The organism is Burkholderia plantarii, from assembly GCF_001411805.1.
Taxonomy (GTDB): domain Bacteria; phylum Pseudomonadota; class Gammaproteobacteria; order Burkholderiales; family Burkholderiaceae; genus Burkholderia; species Burkholderia plantarii.
In genome coordinates this window covers 1,408,661-1,427,653 of sequence record NZ_CP007212.1, presented here as the reverse complement: position 1 = coordinate 1,427,653, position 18,993 = coordinate 1,408,661, and the positions used below count along the sequence as shown (strand labels likewise).

Annotated in this window: 18 protein-coding genes; 7 read left to right on the top strand and 11 right to left on the bottom strand. The window is 67.2% G+C overall.

Annotated features, from left to right (window positions below):
• Positions 1-149 precede the first annotated feature (149 nt).
• Positions 150-473 (top strand): hypothetical protein, encoded by a 324-nt coding sequence (locus bpln_RS06175; protein WP_055138330.1) that lies wholly within the window; start codon positions 150-152, stop codon positions 471-473.
• Between the two features lie 136 nt (positions 474-609).
• On the opposite strand, the gene bpln_RS06170 is transcribed toward bpln_RS06175, so the two are convergent.
• Positions 610-1,608, bottom strand: a complete 999-nt coding sequence (locus tag bpln_RS06170) for a GlxA family transcriptional regulator (protein WP_244132103.1) — start codon at positions 1,606-1,608, stop codon at positions 610-612.
• 27 nt (positions 1,609-1,635) lie between these two features.
• Between bpln_RS06170 and bpln_RS06165 the strand changes: the two genes are divergently transcribed.
• Positions 1,636-2,034 (top strand): DUF1272 domain-containing protein, encoded by a 399-nt coding sequence (locus tag bpln_RS06165; protein WP_420807354.1) that lies wholly within the window; start codon positions 1,636-1,638, stop codon positions 2,032-2,034.
• Between the two features lie 31 nt (positions 2,035-2,065).
• Positions 2,066-2,755, top strand: a complete 690-nt coding sequence (locus bpln_RS06160) for a DJ-1/PfpI family protein (RefSeq protein ID WP_055138328.1) — start codon at positions 2,066-2,068, stop codon at positions 2,753-2,755.
• 109 nt (positions 2,756-2,864) lie between these two features.
• On the opposite strand, the gene bpln_RS35115 is transcribed toward bpln_RS06160, so the two are convergent.
• Complete coding sequence (locus tag bpln_RS35115) at positions 2,865-3,164, bottom strand: hypothetical protein (RefSeq protein WP_148653939.1); 300 nt, start codon at positions 3,162-3,164, stop codon at positions 2,865-2,867.
• Between bpln_RS35115 and bpln_RS06155 the strand changes: the two genes are divergently transcribed.
• The 3 genes from bpln_RS06155 (at position 3,151) to bpln_RS06145 (ending at position 6,019) form a co-directional block, all read left to right on the top strand.
• Complete coding sequence (locus tag bpln_RS06155; protein WP_055138327.1) at positions 3,151-4,926, top strand: S10 family serine carboxypeptidase-like protein; 1,776 nt, start codon at positions 3,151-3,153, stop codon at positions 4,924-4,926. The two genes, bpln_RS35115 and bpln_RS06155, sit on opposite strands and share 14 nt — an antisense overlap.
• Before the next feature lie 63 nt (positions 4,927-4,989).
• Entirely contained in the window at positions 4,990-5,391 is a 402-nt protein-coding gene (locus tag bpln_RS06150) for a hypothetical protein (protein WP_042624440.1), read from the top strand.
• A 181-nt stretch (positions 5,392-5,572) separates the two neighbouring features.
• On the top strand, positions 5,573-6,019 hold the full coding sequence (locus bpln_RS06145) for a hypothetical protein (RefSeq protein WP_042624439.1): 447 nt from the start codon (positions 5,573-5,575) through the stop codon (positions 6,017-6,019).
• Between the two features lie 72 nt (positions 6,020-6,091).
• On the opposite strand, the gene ppx is transcribed toward bpln_RS06145, so the two are convergent.
• Positions 6,092-7,606: an exopolyphosphatase gene (gene ppx, locus bpln_RS06140; RefSeq protein ID WP_042624438.1), complete on the bottom strand. Its 1,515-nt coding sequence runs from the start codon at positions 7,604-7,606 to the stop codon at positions 6,092-6,094.
• Between the two features lie 361 nt (positions 7,607-7,967).
• Here ppx and ppk1 point away from each other — a divergent pair, with 361 nt between their 5' ends.
• The gene (gene ppk1 / locus bpln_RS06135; protein ID WP_055138326.1) at positions 7,968-10,031 is read left to right on the top strand and encodes a polyphosphate kinase 1; all 2,064 of its coding nucleotides are present in this window, start codon (positions 7,968-7,970) and stop codon (positions 10,029-10,031) included.
• Positions 10,032-10,117: 86 nt separating this feature from the next.
• On the opposite strand, the gene phoR is transcribed toward ppk1, so the two are convergent.
• The 8 genes from phoR to glmM all read right to left on the bottom strand — a co-directional run bounded on the left by phoR (position 10,118) and on the right by glmM (position 18,977).
• A complete protein-coding gene (gene phoR, locus bpln_RS06130) occupies positions 10,118-11,428 on the bottom strand; it encodes a phosphate regulon sensor histidine kinase PhoR (protein ID WP_042624436.1) in 1,311 nt (436 codons plus the stop codon).
• A gap of 66 nt (positions 11,429-11,494) precedes the next feature.
• Positions 11,495-12,196, bottom strand: a complete 702-nt coding sequence (gene phoB, locus bpln_RS06125; protein ID WP_026051494.1) for a phosphate regulon transcriptional regulator PhoB — start codon at positions 12,194-12,196, stop codon at positions 11,495-11,497.
• 31 nt (positions 12,197-12,227) lie between these two features.
• The gene (phoU, locus tag bpln_RS06120) at positions 12,228-12,932 is read right to left on the bottom strand and encodes a phosphate signaling complex protein PhoU (RefSeq protein ID WP_042624435.1); all 705 of its coding nucleotides are present in this window, start codon (positions 12,930-12,932) and stop codon (positions 12,228-12,230) included.
• Positions 12,933-12,948: 16 nt separating this feature from the next.
• Positions 12,949-13,776 carry a phosphate ABC transporter ATP-binding protein PstB gene (pstB, locus tag bpln_RS06115; RefSeq protein ID WP_042624434.1) on the bottom strand — a complete coding sequence of 276 codons (828 nt, stop codon included), beginning with the start codon at positions 13,774-13,776 and terminating at the stop codon, positions 12,949-12,951.
• A 15-nt stretch (positions 13,777-13,791) separates the two neighbouring features.
• The gene (pstA, locus tag bpln_RS06110; protein WP_055138325.1) at positions 13,792-14,688 is read right to left on the bottom strand and encodes a phosphate ABC transporter permease PstA; all 897 of its coding nucleotides are present in this window, start codon (positions 14,686-14,688) and stop codon (positions 13,792-13,794) included.
• Complete coding sequence (gene pstC, locus bpln_RS06105) at positions 14,685-15,623, bottom strand: phosphate ABC transporter permease PstC (protein WP_404990970.1); 939 nt, start codon at positions 15,621-15,623, stop codon at positions 14,685-14,687. Before pstC ends, pstA begins: the two co-directional genes overlap by 4 nt.
• 151 nt (positions 15,624-15,774) lie before the next feature.
• Positions 15,775-16,806: a phosphate ABC transporter substrate-binding protein PstS gene (gene pstS / locus bpln_RS06100; protein ID WP_042624431.1), complete on the bottom strand. Its 1,032-nt coding sequence runs from the start codon at positions 16,804-16,806 to the stop codon at positions 15,775-15,777.
• Between the two features lie 815 nt (positions 16,807-17,621).
• On the bottom strand, positions 17,622-18,977 hold the full coding sequence (gene glmM, locus bpln_RS06095; RefSeq protein ID WP_055138324.1) for a phosphoglucosamine mutase: 1,356 nt from the start codon (positions 18,975-18,977) through the stop codon (positions 17,622-17,624).
• Positions 18,978-18,993 lie beyond the last annotated feature (16 nt).

Genomic DNA, 18,993 nt, shown 5'->3' with positions numbered 1-18,993 from the left:
GGGGTCCGGAACGAGACCGCGAACGCATCGCAAGCACCGAACGGAAGCAACGAATTACACCGCCACCGCATCGCCGGCCGCATCACGCCGGCGCGGTTTTCGACCGGACCGCACCGGCACCGGCCGTTTTCAGCAAGGAGGACTTCGCTGTGACACAAGTCGACCTGCTTCGTTACCTCGTGACGGGTCAGTTGGTCGCGCGCATCCAGAGCGGGCGCTGGCTGCCACCCGATCGCGTCGTCGCCACCACCCGCACCTGGCTTGCCAGCCATCGCGTCGAATGCGACTGGCTCGACCGGATCCGGATCGCGATGGCCGCGCGTGGCCTCGCCTGCGAAATCTACGACGTCGCGACCTCGGGCGACGGCTCCGGCCTCGCCGACGGCCTGCTCGCCGACGAGGGTTCGGCGCAGATGGAAGCGCTGCGCGCGCGCTGCGAACACTATCTGCAACGGCTGCAGCGCAGCCACTGACCGCTCGCGCGCGCCGCGCGCGGCCACACCGCCGTGCCGGTTGACGGCCGGTGATGGCGCCAGCCTACCGTCAGGCGGGCGCCTGGCCTGCCGCCTGCATCGAACCCCAGGGCCGGCCCCGCGCGTGAGCCGCGCATCATGCGGCCCGCCACGCGCTCGGCGCGAGCGGCTCGACCTGTCGCCATGCCGTGCGGAATGCCTGGACGCTCGCGAATCCACAGGCCTCGGCGACCCGCTCGACGCTCGCGTCGCTGTCGCGCAGCAGCTGCCGCGCACGGGCGATCCGCAACTGCTGGTGGTAGGCCTTCAGCGTGATCCCGCAGGCATCGCGAAAGCGCCGTGCGAGATGGCGGTAACTCAGCGCGAACCGCGCGGCCAGTTCCGTGTACGGCAGCGCGCAGCCCGGCTCGGCGACGAGGAAATCCTGCACCGCATGGATCACGTCCTGATCGTGATCGCGGTAGCGCAGCTGCGCGTCGAGCGCGGGGTCGCCGCTCATCCGCCGAAACGGCACCACGTTCTCGCGCGCCGCGGCGACCGCCGCGGCGGCGCCGAAGTGCCTCGCGATCAGGTGCAGCGCGAGATCGATCCCGGCCGACACGCCGGCCGAGGTGACGAGCGCGCCCTCGTCGACCAGCAGCCGGTTGGCCCGCACGCGCGCTTCCGGATGGCGCCGCTGCAGGCGTGCAAGATGGTTGTGATGGGTGGTGCAGTCGTGGCCGTCGAGCAGCCCCGCCGCGCCGAGCAGGTACGCGCCGGTGCAGACGCTCGCGATCACGATCCGCTCGCGCAGCGGCGCCACCACGCGCGCCAGCCAGCCCGCGATCGCCTCGTGCTCGGCCGACAGCGGCGCGCGAAAGTCGTAGCGTGAACCGATCACGATCACCCAGTCACCGGCCGCCACGCGCGCCGGCAACGGCGCGAGGCCGGCGAGCGCCACGCCCTGGAAGCTCGTCAGCGTGTCCGAGGCGGCCACGCAGCAGGCCGTCACCGGCGCGATGCCAAGCGGCGCGAGCGAGGCGATCACCTGCAGCGGGCCGCCCAGGTCGAGCATGTGGACGCGCGGCGGCAGCACGAGCCAGACACGTTTGGGCGGGCGCGCGGCGGGCGCGAACAGCGGGGACGGGCGAGGCATACGGGCTCCGGGCGGCGGCTTGCATCGATGGCAGGAATTTTTCCATTCCTGTCAGGAACCGGCATTGTCGCCGATCGAGGCGAAAACTACGATGGCACGAAATCGTTCATCGATGCCGATGTGACTTGCCCGGAGCCACCCATGCTGGAACTACGCCCGATCTGCGAACACTGCGCGAAGCCGCTGCCGCCCGAGGCGCCGGACGCGCGCATCTGCAGCTATGAATGCACGTTCTGCGCCGCCTGCGTCGAGCAGGTGCTGCTCGGCGTTTGCCCGAACTGCGGCGGCGGTTTCGCGCCGCGTCCGATCCGCCCCGCGTCGCGCCTGACCCGCCATCCGCCCGCCACGGAGGCCATCCATCACCCGGTGGACCCGGTCGCGCACTCGGCGTTCGCGGCCCGCTCCGCGGCGGGTACCGCCGAATGAGCGGTTTCGTACCAACAACCCGGAGCCCGTCATGCCCTGTCGAATCGCACTCCTGATGTTTCCCGGCGTCCAGGCCCTCGACCTGATCGGCCCGCACGACGTATTCGCGGCGTTGCCCGACACCACGCTCCATCGCGTCGCGAAAAGCACCGCGCCGCTCGCCGCTGCGCACGGCCTGGTGCTGACGCCCGACACCGATTTCGACGCCTGCCCCGAGGTCGACGTGCTGTGCGTGCCGGGCGGCGTCGGCATCGGCGAGCTGCTGCTCGACGAAGCCACGCTCGCGTTCGTGCGGCGCGCGGCGGCCTCGGCGCGCTACGTGACGTCGGTCTGCACCGGCGCGCTGGTGCTCGGCGCCGCGGGCCTGCTGCGCGGCCGTCGCGCGACCACTCACTGGGCCTCGCTGCCGCTGCTCGCGCCGTTCGGCGCGACGCCGGTGCGCGAACGCGTGGTGCGCGACGGACGGCTCGTCACGGGCGGCGGGGTCACGGCCGGCATCGACTTCGCGCTGACGATCGCCCACGAGCTGCACGGCGACGCCGTCGCGCAGGCCGCGCAACTGGCGATCGAATACGCGCCCGCGCCGCCGTTCGACGCGGGCCGGCCCGAGACGGCGCCAGTCGAGGTGGTCGATACCGTGCGGGCGCGCTACGCGCCGATCACCGCGGCGCGCGAGGCGCTGGTCGCGCAGGCAGCCGCGCGGCTCGCGGCCGGGCGGTGAAACCCGTGATTTATCCGGAAATCGGCGATGTACCCTGTAAATCAGCCAGTCAAGCAGATTAATTCGGTGCCCGCCGGTCTCCACGATTTACCCGTCGACAATCAATAATTTAATCCGGCACCGTATTAATTCCCGATTCACGATCCGCCCGTCCCGCCCCGCCCCACCCCACAAGGCCTCCCGCGCCGCAACAAAGCCGCTTCACAAAACTCCACACGATTTTTTTGCAATCCCGATTGACGGCGGCATTTTTCATTCTTACGCTGCTTTGCGACCCACGCGAGTCGTTTCGATAAAGCAGTTCAATAAATAAATGAGGGCAATCCGGATTCACCGCACCGGATTGTATTGCCGTTCTGATTGATTTAAATAAATCGAAAGGAAAAGGAACAACAATGAAAGCAAGCATACAGGGCCTGGGTTCCGGATCGCGCCACGCGATCCGGCAAATCGGAGGGGTCGTGCTGTCGTTGTCGGTGCTGGTGCTCAGCGCCTGCGGCGGCGACGGATCGAGCAGCGGCGTGGCGTCGATCGCCGCGTCGGCCGACCGCCCGCTCACCGACACGATCGCCTACTCGACCACCGCCAACGCGAGCCTGAGAGCCTCGCAGGCCGTCGAGTCGGCGGCCGTCATGCATCGCCAGTGGACGGGCGGCGGCACCACCGTCAACTACACGTCCACCACCGGCCACCTGATCGCGACCGATCCGAGCGGCAAGCAGGAGGCGACCATGTCCTACGTCGCCTACACCGCGCCGAGCCAGAACGGCGCGCCGCGCCCCGTGACGTTCTTCTACAACGGCGGGCCGGGTTCGTCGTCGGTCTGGCTGCGGCTCGGCTCGTTCGCGCCGACGCGCGTGGCCACGCCCGACCCGCTGCTGACGAACTGGCCGAACTTCCCGCTCGTGAGCAATGACGAGAGCCTGATCGGCACCACCGACATGGTGTTCATCGATCCGCCCGGCACCGGCCTCTCCGAGGCGATCGCGCCGAACACCAACAAGACGTTCTGGACCACCGATTCCGACGTGCGCGTGATGCGCGACTTCATCCGCCGCTACGTGGCGGCGAACGGCCGCTCGAACTCGCCGCTGTACCTCTACGGCGAATCGTATGGCACGCCGCGCACCGACATGCTGGCGCTGTCGCTCGAATCGGCCGGCGTGAACCTGACCGGGATCGTGCTGCAGTCCTCGATCCTCAACTACTTCGCGGACCCGGGCGAGACCTACGCGATCACCAACGGCAACTCGAGCAGCACCGCGCTCGAGCTGAAGTACACGACCGACGGGATGATCGGCTATTTCCTCGGCTACGCGGAGGTGGCGGCCTACTTCAACCAGGTGTCGCCCGCGCCGACCAACCTCGGCACGTTCGCGCTGCAGATCCAGAACTTCGTGACCGCGCAGTACTCGCAGCTGGCGCAGTACGCACCGACGTTCTTCTTCGCCGGCTCGTCGCTGGTGCCGAACCCGAAGTTCCCGGACAACACGACGCTCTCGAACTGGTCGACCCAGACCAACCTGTCGATCGCCTCGCTGAACGCCTACTTCGGCAACGACTACTACGGCACCTCGCTCGTGCCCGGCTCGACCATCGGCCGGTATGACGGCCGCGTGATCCTGCCGAGCAGCGATCCGCGACTCGCGCAGGATTCGGATCCGTCCGACATCCTGATCACGCAGCCGTTCACCAACACGCTGGCCACGCAGCTGCCCAACGAGCTCGGCTATTCGGCGCCGAACGCGACCTACGCGACGCTCAACGACAGCATCATCGGCGTGTGGGACTTCAGCCACGCAGGGCAGGTGGTGCCGGACACGATTCCGGACCTGCTCGCCGCGCTGCGCCTGAACCCGCAGCTGAAGGTGCTGTCGGCGAACGGCTATCACGATCTCGCCACGCCGTTCTTCCTGACCGAGAACCAGCTCGCGCGGCTGCAGACGGTGCCGGGCCTGCAGGTGAACCTGCAGATGACGTTCTACCAGGGCGGCCACATGATCTATCTGGACAACGTCGCGCGGCCGCAACTGCGCTCGGACCTCGTCTCGTTCTTCGCGAACCAGTCGATCCCGAACGCGCTGTCGCTCGCGCAGCTGCCGGCGCCGTGGCCTGACGAAACCCCGGCCGGCACGCCGACGCTGAACGCCGCGGCGATCGCCGCCCGCTGAACCCGGAACGCGCGGCGCCGCCCGCGGGCGGCCCGCGTTCGCGAACCCAACACGAGCCAAGCCATGATCCAATCGCCATCATCGATCTCGCGCCTCGCCGCGCTCCTCCTGTCGCTCGCGCTGCCGCTGCTGCCGGCCGCGCCGGCCTTCGCGGCGGCGCCGCAGGCCGTCTCCACGCCGGTGCCGCTCAAGGGCGGCGTGGACGGGCCGTTCTTCCCGCGTCAGCCGCTCGCCGCGCCGGCCGAGGCCACCACCGGCAACGACCTCTCGCAGCAGGCGCAGTCGCGCCTTGCCTCGAGCCTCGCCACCAACAGCGCGCTGGCCGACAATCAATCGATCACCAAGGCCCAGGCGCAGGCGAACGGGCTGCCGTTCATCGCGCAGCACTTCGACCAGATCGATACCGCGCACAGCGGCCGCGTGACGATGCAGGAAGTCCGGCAGTATCTGCAGCGGCAGCAGTAAGCCGTGCAGTAAGCCACGCGCGGCGGCGGCCGGCGCCGGCCCGGCTTTCGTGCGATGCGGGACGACACGGAACCGGGCGGACGCTGCGCCGCCGCCGCGTTTTCGTTATGATCGGTAAAAAAGCCGGGGCGCCCGCCACATCGCGGCTCCCGGAACCACGACATCCACCGATCATCGACGCATGAACGCCTACCTTCGCACCGCGGCCGGCCTCGCCTGCGCCGTGCTGACCGCCCTCCCGCCGGCCGCGTCCGCCTTCGCCGCCGAGCCGAAACCGCTCGACGCCGCCCTCGACTGCTCGTCGAACGGCCACGACTTCATCGCCCCGCTCGTCGAGGCGGGCGACCTGCAGCCGAAGCCGATGCGCGTCGAATCGAATTCGATGAACGCGTTCCGCACCGCCCACCCGCTGAGCGCCTACGGGTTCTCGGTGTTCGTGGTGGTCGGTTATCAGGAGAACGACCCGCTGTTCCAGCACGGCGACGGCAAGCCGATCGGCAAGTGGGGCTACGGCGTGGTGGTGCGCGGCAGCAAGAGTTCGGTGGAGGAGAAGGTGCGCGCGGCGGGCAGCGACGCGACCGTGCGCGAAGCGTTCCCGTTCCTGACCGCGATCGTCTGCACGCCCTAGCGGGCACCGCGGCACGGCCGCGCCGGGAGGGAGAGTGCCCGCACGCGATCGCGCACGCGGGCGAGGTGCCGCTCAGGCTTCGGTGTAGATGACGCGATACGGAATCCCGACCTTCTCCCACTCGGCCGCTTCCTGGCTCAGGCTGTAGTCGGTCAGCGGATTCTGCTCGACCCAGCTGCTCGGCAGCCGCACTTCGTAGCCGCCCTTCTTCACGTGCGACACCGACAGCTCGGGCAGCCCGGCATCGGTGCGCCGGCGGCACAGCAGCGCCGCGAGCCGAAGGCAGAACAGCAGCGGCCATTCCACGTCGCGCGACTGCGAGAGCTTGCCGAGCTTGCCCGCGTGGCCGAGCACGAGCGCGGCGAGCCGCGCCTGGTCGGTGCGCGAGAAGCCGGGCATGTCGGCGTTGCTGGTGATGTAGGCCGAGTGCTTGTGATAGGCGCTGTGCGAGATCGACAGACCGATCTCGTGCAGCGCGGCGGCCCAGCCCACGAACATGCGATCCTCGACGCGGCGCGCCTCGTCGGTGAATTCGAGCTGGTCGTAGAAGCTGGTGGCGAGCGAGGCGATCCGGTCGGCCTGCGGGCGGTCCACGCCGTAGCGGCGCATGAAGCCCTCCACCGTCACGGCGCGCATGTCCTCGTGCTGCGCGCGGCCGAGCAGGTCGTACAGCACGCCCAGGCGCAGCGCGCCGTCGGTGGTGTCGACGTAGTCGACGCCGAGTTCCTCGAACACCGCCAGCATGATCGACAGGCCGCCGGCCAGCACCGGGATGCGGTCGGGCTTCAGCGCCACGAGCTTGAGCCGGTTCACGTTCTCGGCCTTGATCAGCGCGCGCTTCAGGCGTTCGAGGCCGCCGCGCGAGATGCCGTGCGTGATGCCGGCGTCGTTGAAGCCGTTGCCCTCGACCAGTTCGGCCAGCGCGCGCGCCGTGCCCGACGAGCCGATCGCCTGGTCCCAGCCCGCCTTCTTGTATTCGCCCGAGATGATCTGGATCTCGCGCTTGGCCGCGAGCTCGGCCTGGCGCATCGTGTATTCGTCGACGTTGCCGGCCGGGAAGAACTGGCGGCTGTGGCTCACGCAGCCGATGTAGAGGCTCTCCATCACGATCGGCGTGTAGTGCTGGCCGATGATGAATTCGGTCGAGCCACCGCCGATGTCGACCACGAGCCGCTTGCCGGCGTTGGCGGGCACCGAGTGCGCCGCGCCCGCGTAGATCAGGCGCGCTTCCTCGCGGCCCGCGATCACCTCGATCGGAAAGCCGAGCGCGGCCTGCGCCTCGACCAGGAATTCGCCGGCGTTCTTCGCCACGCGCAGCGTGTTGGTGGCGACCGCGCGCACGTGGTCGGGATGGAAGTCGCGCAGCCGCTCGCCGAAGCGCTTCAGCGCTTCCCAGCCGCGCTCCTGCGACGCGCGATCGAGCATCTTGTCCCGCGACAGGCCCGCCGCGAGGCGCACCGGCTCGCGCAATGCATCGACCGGGTAGATCTGGCTGCCCGCGGGAGTTTCCTCGACGCGTCCGACGATCAGCCTGAAGCTGTTCGAGCCGAGGTCGACGGCGGCGAGTAGTTGCGGGGAAGTAACCATATCGGGTAAAGGCTCCGTTTCTCTTCGAGCCGGCGAGCCGGCGAGCCGCCGCCGTGCCGACTCATACCATTCAAACGCGACATTTTAAGCGCTGTTGCCGCCGCAGTGTCGGATCATCGCGCCAATCCGGCCAGGCCGATTGGCAATCATGCAAAAAGCCAATGTGGTTCAGGCATGGCGGACGTATTATTTGCAGACGAATCCTGATTGTCATCAAGAAGTCATCAAATCACGGAATGTCAGGCCGTATCATTCCGTAAGAGGTAAATATTCGTCATCAAGATGTCATCGAACCGTGAGAATTTCCGAAATTCCATTCCTGCCTGTCCCACCCGACTTCGAACCGCCATCCTCGCTGCCGATGTCCATCCGCTATCCGCTGCTCAACCGTGAACTAGGCATTCTCGGCTTCAACGAGCGCGTGCTCGCGCAGGCGGCCGACCCGCACGTGCCGCTGCTCGAACGGCTGCGCTTCATCTGCATCACCAGCAGCAATCTCGACGAATTCTTCGAGGTCCGCATGGCCGGTCTCCAGGAGCAGATGCGCGACAACCCCGGCGCGCTGTCGCCGGACGGCATGTCGCTGCAGCACGTCTACGACCTCGTGGTGGAGCGCGCGCAGCGGCTCGTCCACAAGCAGTACACGATGCTGCACGAAACCATCCTGCCCGCGCTCGAGACCGAAGGCATCTATTTCCACGGCACCGACACCTGGAGCGAGGCGCAGCTCGAATGGGCGCGCAACTATTTCCTCGACGAACTGCTGCCGGTACTCACGCCGATCGGGCTCGATCCCGCGCATCCGTTCCCGCGCGTGCTGAACAAGAGCCTGAACTTCGTGGTCGAGCTCGAAGGCCGCGACGCGTTCGGCCGTCAGGCGCTGCTCGGCATCGTGCAGGCGCCGCGCGCGCTGCCGCGCCTGGTGCGCATGCCGCAGGAGCTGTCGGGCTTCCGCCATGGCTTCGTGCTGCTCAGCTCGCTGATGCAGCGCTTCGTCGGCGAACTGTTCCCGAAGCTCGTCGTGAAGAGCTGCAACCAGTTTCGCATCACGCGCAACAGCGAGCTGTTCGTCGACGAGGACGAGATCACCAACCTGCGCGTGGCGCTGCAGGGCGAACTGCCGGCACGCCATCTCGGCAACGCGGTGCGCCTCGAGGTGTCGGCCGACACGCCCGCGCACATCGTGCGGCGCCTGCTCGACGAAAGCGCCCTCAACGACAAGGACTGCTATCGCGTCCACGGCGCCGTGAATCTGGTGCGCCTGATGCAACTGCCCGACCTGGTCGACCTGCCCGAGCTGAAGTTCGTGCCGCACACGCCGTCGACGCCGGCCGCGCTCGCCAACACCACCTCGATGTTCAGCGCGATCGATCGCGGCGACATCCTGCTGCATCACCCCTACGAGAGCTTCCAGCCCGTGCTGGAGCTGCTGCGCGAGGCCGCCAAGGATCCGCAGGTGGTCGCCATCAAGCAGACCATCTATCGCACCGGCACCGATTCGCCGCTGATGGACGCGCTGATGGAAGCCGCGCGCAACGGCAAGGAAGTGACGGTGGTGGTCGAGCTGCTGGCGCGCTTCGACGAGGAAACCAACATCAACTGGGCCTCGCGGCTCGAGGCGGTGGGCGCGCACGTGGTGTACGGCGTGGTCGGCCACAAGTGCCACGCCAAGATGATGTTGATCGTGCGCCGCGAGAAGCGCGGCGGCAGGACCGTGCTGCGCCGCTACACGCACCTCGGCACCGGCAACTACCATCCGCGTACCGCGCGCCTCTACACCGACTTCGGCTTCATGACGGCCGACCAGAAGATCTGCGAGGACGTCCACCACGTGTTCCAGCAGCTGACCGGCATCGGCGGCGAGCTGAAGCTGCACGCGCTGTGGCAGTCGCCGTTCACGCTGCATCCGCTGCTGATCGAGGGCATCCGCAACGAGGTCGCCAACGCGCGGGCCGGCAAGCGCGCGCGCATCGTCGCGAAGATGAACGCGCTGCTGGAGCCGTCGGTGATCGCCGAGCTCTACGAGGCCTCGCAGGCGGGCGTCAAGGTCGACCTGATCGTGCGCGGCGTGTGCGCGCTGCAGCCGGGCGTGCCGGGGCTCTCGGAGAACATCACGGTGCGCTCGGTGATCGGCCGCTTCCTCGAGCATCACCGGATCTTCTACTTCCACGCGAGCGGCGCCGAGCGCGTCTACCTGTCGAGCGCCGACTGGATGGACCGCAACCTGTTCCGCCGCGTCGAGGTCGCGTTCCCGATCCACGACCGCAAGCTCAAGCGCCGCGTGATCGCCGAGGGCCTCTCGGTGTTCCTCGGCGACAATCAATCGGCCTGGCTGATGCAGAGCGACGGGCACTACAAGCGCCGCCGCGCAGGCAAGACGCCGCGCAGCGCACAACTCGGGCTGCTGGAGAAGTTCGGCGGCTGAGGCGGCTGAGTTCAGCGCGCGGTCCCGATCGAAAGAAAGGCCGCCCGAGGCGAATCGGGCGGCCTTTTTCCTGTGGGCGCGCGGCCTCAGGCCACGTGCCGCCGGCGGATCGTGCGCTGCGCCGGGAAGCGCGCCGTGAACGTGCTGCCGCGCCCTTCCTCGCTCTGGATCAGCAGCTGGCCGTCGTGACGCTGCAGCACGTGCTTGACGATCGCGAGGCCCAGGCCCGTGCCGCCGGTGTCGCGCGAGCGGCTGCGGTCGACGCGGTAGAAGCGTTCGGTGAGCCGCGGCAGGTCCTCGGCCGGAATCCCGAAGCCGCTGTCCTTGACCGCGAACACGGCCTGCGAGCCGTCGCGGCGCCAGCTCACGCGGATCTTGCCGCCCTCGGGCGTGTAGCGCACCGCGTTCGTCACGAGATTGCCGAGCGCGCTGAAGATCTCGGTCTCGGCGCCCGTCACGGTCAGCGTCTCGTCGACCTCGAAGCTGATCTCGTGATGGCCGGCCGACAGCGTCTGCGCGACGTCCTCGAGGTGGCCGAGCACGTCGTCCATGTCGACCGGCTTGTCGGTCGGCGGCTTGCCCTCGCCTTCGAGCTTCGCGAGCACCAGCAGGTCGGTGACGATCTTGCGCATGCGCGAGGCCTGCTGCTCCATCATGTCGAGATATCGCGCGCGCTCGTCGTCGGACAGCGGCAGCTCGCGCAGCGTCTCCAGGAAGCCCGAGAGCACCGTGAGCGGCGTCTTCAGTTCGTGCGAGACGTTGGCCACGAAGTCGCGCCGCATCGCGTCGGTGCGCTCGACCTCGGTGATGTCCTGCGTGAGCAGCAGCTTGCGGTTGTCGCCGTAGGGGAACACCTGCACCGCGATCACGTGCTGGCGGCCCTCGCCCATGCCGCGCATCACCACCATCTCGTCGTAGTGCTGCGAGTTCAGGTAGCGCACGAAGTCGGGATGGCGGACCAGATGCGTGATGTGCTGGCGCAGGTCGCGCTTCGCGTCGAGCCCGAAGTGCAGTTCGGCGATCGCGTTGCACCACTCGATCTGGTCGTGGTCGTCGAGCATCGCCACGCCGTTCGGCGAGGCCTGGATCGCCTGGATGAAGCGTGAATGCTGCTGCTCGACCTGCCGCACCTGCGCGTGCCACTGCTTGGCGAGCTTGTGCAGCCGGTAGTAGATCTCGCCCCAGATGCCCGGCGCGCTCGGCACTTCGCCGTACACGGGCGCGTCGAGCAGGCGCCAGAGGCGCTGCGTGTGGAAGGTGGCGAAGAATGCCTGGGCGACCAGCAGCAGGACGCCGACCGCGAGGCCCGCGCGCACGCCGATCGTCACGCCGGTCAGGATCGCGACCAGCGCGAGCAGGACGAGCGACACCAGGAAGCGCACCCAGATGATGTTCATGGCTGGCGCTCGAAAGAAGACGGGAGAACGGTGAGAGACGGCGCGCGGCACGCGCGCCGTGCCAGGTTACGCGTGCTTGGCGAGGCGGTAGCCGCTGCCGCGCACGGTTTCGATCATAGCATCGCAGCCGGCGGGCTTGAGCGCCGCGCGCAGGCGCTTGATGTGGACGTCGACGGTGCGCTCCTCGACGAATACGTGGTCGCCCCACACCTGATCGAGCAGTTGCGTGCGGCTGTGGACGCGCTCCGGATGCGTCATGAAGAAATGCAGCAGGCGGAACTCGGTCGGGCCGAGATCGAGCTTGATCTCGCTGCCTTCGGCGCTGGCCGCCACGCGATGCGTGGCCGGGTCCAGCCGCAGGCCGTTGATCGACACCACGTCCTCGGTCAGCTGCGGCGCGCGGCGGCGCAGCACCGCCTTGATGCGCGCCATCAGTTCCTTCGGAGAGAACGGCTTGGTGACGTAGTCGTCCGCGCCGATCTCGAGGCCCAGCACCTTGTCCTGCTCGTCACCACGCGCCGTCAGCATGATGATCGGGATGTGCTTGGTGCGCTCGTTGTTGCGCAGTTCGCGCGCGAACGCGATCCCGGACTTGCCCGGCAGCATCCAGTCGAGCAGGACCAGATCAGGCAGCACGTCGCTGATCAGGTTCTGGGCCTGCTCCGCGTTGTACGCGCGAATCGCACAATGTCCCGCATGCTGAAGGTTCACCGAAATCAGTTCGGAAATCGCGGGCTCATCTTCGATGACGAGAATGTTGCTGGGCATCGGCACCTCTGTCCGTCCTTTCTGACGTGGGTTAGCTATTGGCTTCGCGGTCGAGCAGGTCGCGCGGCTGGTGCCGCACGTCGGTGCCCTTCACGATGTAGATGATGAATTCCGCGATGTTCTTCGCGTGGTCACCGATCCGCTCGATCGCCTTCGCGATGAACAGGAAGTCGAGGCCGACCGAGATCGTGCGCGGATCTTCCTGCATGTACGACACGAGCTTGCGCACGAACGCACGGAATTCCTGGTCGATTTCCTTGTCGTCCTTGACGATCTGCGCGGCGGCCACCGTGTCCAGGCGCGCGAACGCGTCGAGCGCGCGGCGCAGGATCGTCACGGCCATCTCGCCCGACACCTTGATCTCGGCGATGTTCACGCCGCGCGCGAGCGGCTCGTCGGCCAGACGGCGCACGCGCTTGGCGATCTTCTCGGCCTCGTCGCCGGCGCGCTCGAGGTTCGTGATCGTCTTCGAGATCGACATCAAGAGGCGCAGGTCGCGCGCGGCCGGCTGGCGGCGCGCGATGATGTTGCCGCACTCCTCGTCGATCTCGACTTCCATGTGGTTGAGCCGGTCTTCGTTGGTGATCACGCGCTCGGCCGCCTGGCGGTCGAACTCGTTCAACGCGAACATCGCCTCGGTGATCTGCGCCTCGACGAGGCCGCCCATTTCGAGAACCTTCGACGACACCGCGTTCAGATCGGCGTCGAACTGGCTCGACAGATGCTTATCGGTCATTGTGTGTACTCCGCCATCAACCGAAACGACCGGTGATGTAGTCTTCCGTTTCCTTGCGGGCCGGCTTGATGAAGATCTTCTCGGTATCGCCGAACTCGATCAGCTCGCCCAGGTACATGTAGGCGGTGTAATCGGAGCAGCGCGCCGCCTGCTGCATGTTGTGCGTGACGATCACGACCGTGTAGTCGCTCTTGAGCTCCGCGATCAGTTCCTCGATGCGGCCCGTGGAGATCGGGTCGAGCGCCGAGCACGGCTCGTCGAGCAGCAGCACTTCCGGACGGATCGCGATGCCGCGCGCGATGCACAGACGCTGCTGCTGGCCGCCCGACAGGCCGTAGCCGCTCTGGCTCAGCTTGTCCTTCACCTCGTTCCAGAGCGCGGCCTTGGTCAGCGCCCACTCGATGCGGTCGTCCATTTCCGAGCGCGTGAGCTTCTCGAACATCTTCACGCCGAACGCGATGTTGTCATAGATCGACATCGGGAACGGGGTCGGCTTCTGGAACACCATGCCGATGCGCGCGCGCAGCAGCGAGATGTCCTGCTTCGATTCGAGCAGGTTCTCGCCGTCCATCACGATCGCGCCTTCGGCGCGCTGCTCGGGATAGAGCGCGTACATCTTGTTGAAGGTGCGCAGCAGCGTCGACTTCCCGCAGCCCGACGGCCCGATGAACGCGGTCACCTTGCCTTCGGGAATGCGCATGTTGATGTTCTTCAGCGCATGGAACTTGTTGTAGAAGAAGTTCAGGTTGTTGACTTCGATCTTCGCTTCGACGGATGCGAGCGGGCGTTGCGCGGATGCGCTGCCGTTTTCGATCGGATTCAGGTGGCTTTCTGCCATGTTCATCGGATTGCTCCGCCGTTACTTTTTCGAGAAGATCGAGCGCGCGAGGATGTTCAGTCCCAGCACCCCGAGCGTGATCAGGAATACGCCTGCCCAGGCCAACGACTGCCACTGCGCGAACGGGCTCATCGCGAACTTGTAGATCGTGACCGGCAGGTTCGCGATCGGCTTGCTCATGTCGGCCGAGAAGAACTGGTTCGACAGCGCCGTGAACAGCAGCGGCGCCGTTTCGCCGGCGATCCGGGCGACCGCCAGCAGCACGCCGGTGGTGATGCCGCCGATCGACGCGCGCAGCGTGATCTTCAGGATCATGCGCCATTTCGGCGTGCCCAGCGCGAACGCGGCTTCACGCAGCGCGTTCGGCACCAGGTTCAGCATGTTCTCGGTGGTGCGGATCACGATCGGGATCTGCAGCAGCGCGAGCGAGATCACGCCGGCCCAGCCCGAGAAGCGGCCCGACGGCGCCACCACCACCGCGTAGACGAACAGGCCGATCACGATCGACGGCGCCGACAGCAGGATGTCGTTGATGAAGCGCATCAGGCTCGCGAGCCAGTTGCGCTGGCCGTACTCGGCGAGGTAGACGCCCGCCAGCACGCCCACCGGAGTGCCGACGCAGGTGCCGAGGCCGACCAGCAGCAGGCTGCCGACGATCGCGTTGGCGAGGCCGCCGCCATCGGAATCCGGCGCCGGCGTCGACTCGGTGAACAGTTGCAGCGACAGGCCGCCGATGCCGAGATGCAGCGTCGTGTAGAGGATCCAGACCAGCCAGACCAGGCCGAACAGCATCGCGGCGAGCGACAGCGTCAGCGCGACGGCATTGGTGCCCTTGCGGCGGCGCTGCAGGCGCTCGCGCATCGCCGCGAGCGCGGCGCCGGACTGACCGCCCGGCATGTTCAGGACGCGTTCGCTCATTTCTTGCCTTCTCCCTTCTGGAGGCGCAACAACATCAGTTTCGAGATCGCGAGCACGATGAACGTGATCACGAACAGGATCAGGCCGAGTTCCATCAGGGCCGACGTGTGCAGCCCCGGCGAGGCTTCCGCGAATTCGTTCGCGAGCGCCGAGGTGATGCTGTTGCCGGGCGAGAACAGCGACACGTTGTCGAGCAGGTTGGTGTTGCCGATCACGAACGTGACGGCCATCGTCTCGCCGAGCGCGCGGCCCAGGCCGAGCATCACGCCGCCGATCACGCCGCTCTTGGTGAAGGGCAGCACGATCTTCCACATCACTTCCCAGGTCGTGCAGCCGATGCCGTAGGCCGATTCCTTCAGCAGCACCGGGGTGACCTCGAACACGTCACGCATCACCGAGGCGATGTACGGGATGATCATGATCGCGAGGATCACGCCCGCGCAGAGCAGGCCGATGCCGATCGGCGGGCCCTGGAACAGCGCGCCGATCAGCGGGATCGGGCCGAGCACCTGGCCGAGCGGCTTCTGGAAGTAGCCGGCGAAGATCGGGGCGAACACGAGCAGGCCCCACATCCCGTAGACGATCGACGGGATCGCGGCGAGTAGCTCGATGGCGATGCCGAGCGGGCGTCGCAGCCAGACGGGCGACAGCTCGGTGAGGAACAGCGCGATGCCGAAGCTCACGGGCACCGCGATCACGAGCGCGATGACCGAGGTCGCGATCGTGCCGTAGATCGGCACGAGGGCGCCGTAGACATCGGCGTTGGGGTCCCATTCGGACCGCCAGAGGAAACTGAAGCCAAATTTTTCGATGGTCGGCAGCGACGCGACGATCAGCGACACGATGATGCCGCCCAGGACCAGCAGCGTCACGATGGCCGCAATGCGCGTAAGACTGCCGAAAATGACGTCGCCGAGCCGGCCGGGCGCACGCATCTGGCTTTCGGAGCGCGACGTGATAGGAAGATCGGACATGGAGGCCTGATTTTTCAGTGGCGGGGCGGCATCGATTGCCCCGCTTCATACCGCACGCGCCGCCCGGCACGATTGCCAGGCGGCGCGACCACGACTTGCTGCTACGAAGCGCTTACTGGGCGACCGGCTTGCCCGAAGCGTCCGTGACCTTCGTCTTCCACTGCTTGCGGATCTCGGCCGTGACCGACGCCGGCAGCGAGATGTAGTCCAGATCCGTTGCGGCCTTGCCGCCGTTCTTGAACGCCCAGTCGAAGAACTTCAGCGTTTCGGCGCCTTGCTCCGGCTTGTCCTGCTTGGCGTGCAGCAGCACGAACGTCGCGCCGACGACCGGCCATGCGTCCTTGCCCTGCTCGTTCGTCAGGATCTGGTAGAACGACTGCGACCAGTTCGCGCCGGCAGCGGCCGCGGCGAACGTTTCCGCCTTCGGCGACACGACCGCACCCGATGCGTTCTTCAGGTCCGTGTAGATCATTGCGTTCTTCTTCGCGTAGGCCGATTCGACGTAGCCGATCGCACCCGGCAGGCGCTGCACGAAAGCGGCGACGCCGTCGTTGCCCTTGCCGCCCGTACCCGTCGGCCAGTTGACCGTCGTGCCTTCACCGACCTTCGCCTTCCAGTCTGCGTTGACCTTCGACAGGTAGTTCGTCCAGATGAACGACGTGCCCGAGCCGTCAGCACGGCGGACCACGGCGATGTCCAGATCCGGCAGCTTGACCTTCGGGTTCAGCGCAACGATCTCCGGATCGTTCCACTTCTTGACCTTGCCGAGGTAGATGTCGCCGAGCACTTCGCCCGACAGCGTGATTTCACCAGCCTTGATGCCCGGGATGTTCACGACCGGAACGATGCCGCCAACCACCGTCGGGAACTGGAACAGGCCTTCCTTCGCGAGTTCGTCGTCCTTCAGCGGAGCGTCCGAGCCGGCGAAATCGACCGTCTTCGCGATGATCTGCTTCAGGCCGCCGGACGAACCGATGCCCTGATAGTTGACCTTCGCGCCGCCGGTTTGCTGGTATTCGGCTGCCCATTTCGTGTAGATCGGCATAGCGAACGTGCTGCCCGCGCCAGTGATGTCGGCTGCGTGAGCGGCGACAGCGAAGAGCGCGCCGGCCAGGCCAGCAAACGCGGTTTGCATCAATTTCATGAGACCTCCAGTGGGTGAGCGGATGACTACGGCACCGCGAAGATTAGGGGGTACTCATGACAGTCATGTGACAATTGATGAAGCTGGTGTGACAACAACATGACAGTCCGAAAGGTCTCGCGCGTACTCCCGCACGCCCCCAAATAGCTGTTTTCGCCACGCCGGACAAGGCTTTTCGGCCTGTCCCCGAAAATCGTCGGCGGCTCGCGGCACTTTCGGCACCGACGCTCGAACCAACGAAACCGCCATGACAGCGCCGCGTGGTCACCGTGTCCCGCCGCAGGCGGCGATGCTCATCCAGATTAGGAGAAATGTCACAAAATGGCAGGTTTTCCAGCACGCAAACGATTTCGCCCGGCGAATCGCAGGCATCGATACTTGAGCGCTCCAGTCGGAAAAGTGCGGCACGGCATGCGATCCGCTAAGGAAAATCGGGAAATCGCGATGCTCGCGGCGGCTTCGACGCGCCTGTTTGTGACAACACGGTACGCCGACATGCCGCGGAAGTGACAATGGCGGGCGCCGGCACGGAGCGCATCCCATCGCACCGGTTCACCGGCGGCGAAGCGGCTGGCGGGCGAGTCGAACGCGACCGGCGACCGGCGACCGGCGACCAGGGTAATCCTGCGCGCCGAATCGACGTAGCGAAAACGAGCGGCGAAGCGCCCCGAGACGGCAGGTTTCTGCGCGCCCTTCAGCGTCCGTTCAGCGCGGGCCGGCGATGCGCCGGCCTGAGCCGGTCCGCGACGCGCGGGCGCCAGGCGCTCCCGGCGCCTCGCCCCGAACCGGCTTGCCCTGCCCCGCCGCGGCGCCGTTCAGGCCGTCGCCAGCCGCACCGCGCCGGCGATCGCCTCGGCGTGACGCTGCGCGTCGGCCGCGTCGCGCGCCTCCACCATCACGCGCAGCACCGGCTCGGTGCCCGAGGCACGGATCAGCACGCGCCCGCTCTCACCGAGTTCGCGCTCGGCCGCGCCGATCGCGGTCTGGATCGTGGTGTCGTCCTTCCAGTTCGCGCCGGCCTTCATGCGCACGTTGATCAGCGTCTGCGGGAACAGCGCCACGCCCTCGAGCATCTGCGCGAGCGTCTTGCCGCTGCGCTTCATCGCCGCCAGCACGAGCAGCGCCGAGACGATGCCGTCGCCGGTCGAATGCCGGTCGAGCGAGAGAATGTGGCCCGAGCCCTCCGCGCCGAGCAGCCAGCCGCGCTCGCGCAGCTGTTCCAGCACGTAGCGGTCGCCGACCGCCGCGCGCACGAACGGCACGCCGAGCTTCTGCAGCGCCACTTCGACCGCGAGGTTCGTCATCAGCGTGCCGACCGCGCCGTGAACCTTGCCGCTGGTTTCGAGCCGATCCTTCACGAGCACGTAGAGCAGCTCGTCGCCGTTGTAGAGCCGCCCGTCGCCGTCGACCACGAGCAGCCGGTCCGCGTCGCCGTCGAGCGCGATGCCGAGGTCGCCGCCCTGCTCCTTGACCGCCGCGATCAGCGCCTCGGGCGCCGTCGCGCCGACCTTGTCGTTGATGTTGAAGCCGTTAGGCTTCACGCCGATCGGCACGACGTCGGCCCCGAGTTCATGGAACACGTGCGGCGCGATCTGGTAGGCCGCGCCGTGCGCGCAGTCGATCACGAGCTTGAGCCCGCGCAGGTCGAACGCGGCCGGGAACGTGCTCTTGCAGAACTCGATGTAGCGGCCGTTCGCGTCGTCGAGCCGGCGCGCCTTGCCGAGGCCGTCGGACGCCTCGCAGGCGAGCGGCTTGTCGAGCCACGCCTCGATCTCCTCCTCGGTCTCGTCGGGCAGCTTGTTGCCGTCGGCCGAGAAGAACTTGATGCCGTTGTCGTGATAGGGATTGTGCGATGCGCTGATCACCACGCCGGCCGCGAGCCGCAGCGCGCGCGTCAGGTAGGCCACGCCCGGCGTCGGCATCGGGCCAGCCAGCATCACGTCGACGCCGGCCGCCGAGAAGCCGGCCTCGAGCGCGGCCTCGAGCATGTAGCCCGAGACGCGCGTGTCCTTGCCGATCAGTACCGTCGGGCGTCCCGACGTGCCGCGCACGTTCGCGTGCGCGAGCACCTTGCCGGCCGCGTAGCCGAGCCGCAATACGAAATCGGGGGTGATCGGCGCCACGCCGACCTCGCCGCGAATCCCGTCCGTACCGAAATAACGACGTCCCATGGATCGATTCCTCCTT

Excerpts from the sequence above, each read along its gene's own strand:
- bpln_RS06170 (WP_244132103.1), bottom strand. The coding sequence starts at position 1,608 with ATGCCTCGCCCGTCCCCGCTGTTCGCGCCCGCCGCGCGCCCGCCCAAA.
- bpln_RS06165 (WP_420807354.1), top strand. The coding sequence starts at position 1,636 with ATGGCAGGAATTTTTCCATTCCTGTCAGGAACCGGCATTGTCGCCGAT.
- bpln_RS06160 (WP_055138328.1), top strand. The coding sequence starts at position 2,066 with ATGCCCTGTCGAATCGCACTCCTGATGTTTCCCGGCGTCCAGGCCCTC.
- bpln_RS06155 (WP_055138327.1), top strand. The coding sequence starts at position 3,151 with ATGAAAGCAAGCATACAGGGCCTGGGTTCCGGATCGCGCCACGCGATC.
- bpln_RS35115 (WP_148653939.1), bottom strand. The coding sequence starts at position 3,164 with ATGCTTGCTTTCATTGTTGTTCCTTTTCCTTTCGATTTATTTAAATCA.
- bpln_RS06150 (WP_042624440.1), top strand. The coding sequence starts at position 4,990 with ATGATCCAATCGCCATCATCGATCTCGCGCCTCGCCGCGCTCCTCCTG.
- bpln_RS06145 (WP_042624439.1), top strand. The coding sequence starts at position 5,573 with ATGAACGCCTACCTTCGCACCGCGGCCGGCCTCGCCTGCGCCGTGCTG.
- ppx (WP_042624438.1), bottom strand. The coding sequence starts at position 7,606 with ATGGTTACTTCCCCGCAACTACTCGCCGCCGTCGACCTCGGCTCGAAC.
- ppk1 (WP_055138326.1), top strand. The coding sequence starts at position 7,968 with ATGTCCATCCGCTATCCGCTGCTCAACCGTGAACTAGGCATTCTCGGC.
- phoR (WP_042624436.1), bottom strand. The coding sequence starts at position 11,428 with ATGAACATCATCTGGGTGCGCTTCCTGGTGTCGCTCGTCCTGCTCGCG.
- phoB (WP_026051494.1), bottom strand. The coding sequence starts at position 12,196 with ATGCCCAGCAACATTCTCGTCATCGAAGATGAGCCCGCGATTTCCGAA.
- phoU (WP_042624435.1), bottom strand. The coding sequence starts at position 12,932 with ATGACCGATAAGCATCTGTCGAGCCAGTTCGACGCCGATCTGAACGCG.
- pstB (WP_042624434.1), bottom strand. The coding sequence starts at position 13,776 with ATGAACATGGCAGAAAGCCACCTGAATCCGATCGAAAACGGCAGCGCA.
- pstA (WP_055138325.1), bottom strand. The coding sequence starts at position 14,688 with ATGAGCGAACGCGTCCTGAACATGCCGGGCGGTCAGTCCGGCGCCGCG.
- pstC (WP_404990970.1), bottom strand. The coding sequence starts at position 15,623 with ATGCGTGCGCCCGGCCGGCTCGGCGACGTCATTTTCGGCAGTCTTACG.
- pstS (WP_042624431.1), bottom strand. The coding sequence starts at position 16,806 with ATGAAATTGATGCAAACCGCGTTTGCTGGCCTGGCCGGCGCGCTCTTC.
- glmM (WP_055138324.1), bottom strand. The coding sequence starts at position 18,977 with ATGGGACGTCGTTATTTCGGTACGGACGGGATTCGCGGCGAGGTCGGC.